Genomic DNA, 1,469 nt, shown 5'->3' with positions numbered 1-1,469 from the left:
CCAGAAACGCATTATCCCTGCTGCATCGGCGGTGACGGCAATTGCCCGCCAGAGGACAGCGGCGGCCCTGAAAGGTGGACGCGGCAGAAGGACGAGGCCCTTGGGCTGGAAATGGATAAGGATCTCGCCACGGCGTTGGAGTTCATCCAGGAAATCGGAGACACCCGGTCTTTGGCGATCCTGGAAGATCCGGATCGCGCGGCCGAATTACAGGAGCTGCTTTTCCGGATCGAGGGCCGCGCGGCCCTTCTAGGCAAGCCGTTCGAGCAACGGAAAGTCAATGAGCGCCTGCGGCGGGGCGAACATCTGACGCTCATGCATCAGCAGATGTGATGTGTCCGCCCGAACTACGCTCGTTCGCGAGCAGATCGGTGGCCAGAAGGGCAGCGTCATTGAGTGATCATGCATCGAATTTCCGGATTGCTAACTGCCGAGAGATATCACCGTTGCCGGCGAAAGCGGGGCGCGGAAATACGCGGATCGGGCGTGACGAGCTTCCCACTCCCACCGTTCTGGAAAACCCGGCAAGGAGATGCAGCATGCAGGTTCGGATCGTCATGGAACTCACCGGTGACGATGGGGAGGAGATCGGCCGGGAGATCATCACCGACATGGCGAAGATCACGACTGGTGCGGAAGATCTCGGCCTGTCGCTCGCCGAAGGCAAGGCCGTGCTTGCCAGACTTCAGCAGAGGATGGTGGAAACGCAGGTAGAGTTATGGCTGAAGGAAAACCGCGAGACGGACGGTCGCCGGTTGCGACACAAGGGATATTATCCCGTCACCTTCCACACCCTGTTCGGCGATGTCCGGCTCAGGAGCCCGAGATACGAGGTGCCGAAAAGCGAAGGGAGCAATGGATCGGCGACGGTTTCTCCGCTGCGGCAACTGATCCCCGATCACATGGCGCCCGAACGGCTCTATCTCGAAACACGCTGGGCTTCGCTCGTGCCCTATGCGGCCGCTGCCGAGCTGCTGGCCGACGTGTTGCCGATCGACTGTGGGACCAACGCCACGACGGTGCGGCAGCATGCGCTGAGAACGGCCACCCGGCTCGAACGCGAACTGACGGAGGAACGGGTTTCCTTCATGCAGGATGCGTGTCCTCAAGACTGGATGGACCTGCCCATTCCGGAGGGGCGCATCGTCATCGGCCTTGACGGCGGATACATCCGGGATCGTGACAACCGAAAGAAGAACTTCGAGCTGATCGTCGGGCGCTCCCTGCCCGAGGATGGCGAGCCGCGCTATATCGGCTTCGTTCATGGTTATGACCGCAAGCCGCGGCGCCGGATCCTCGACCACCTCAAGAAACAGGGCGTGCAGGCCAACCAGGATATTACCTTCATCACCGACGGCGGCGAGGAAGTCCGCTCACTTGCCGAAATGATCGGCCCTGCCAGCGAGCATGTGCTAGATTGGTTCCACATCACGATTCGCATCACTGTGCTTCGCCAGTTCGCCCAGGGC

General features: G+C 61.1%; 2 protein-coding genes. Both read left to right on the top strand.

The features are described 5' to 3' along the window. Nucleotides 1–333: plasmid pRiA4b ORF-3 family protein (locus D3227_RS40295; RefSeq protein ID WP_245452168.1), on the top strand; the 333-nt coding region annotated here is incomplete at its 5' end. A 206-nt stretch (nucleotides 334–539) separates the two neighbouring features. Then, nucleotides 540–1,469: ISKra4 family transposase (locus D3227_RS40290; RefSeq protein ID WP_120019456.1), on the top strand; the 930-nt coding region annotated here is incomplete at its 3' end.

The sequence above is a fragment of the Mesorhizobium waimense genome, from assembly GCF_003601975.1.
GTDB lineage: Bacteria > Pseudomonadota > Alphaproteobacteria > Rhizobiales > Rhizobiaceae > Mesorhizobium > Mesorhizobium waimense.
This window is presented reverse-complemented; position numbering and strand designations above follow the sequence as displayed.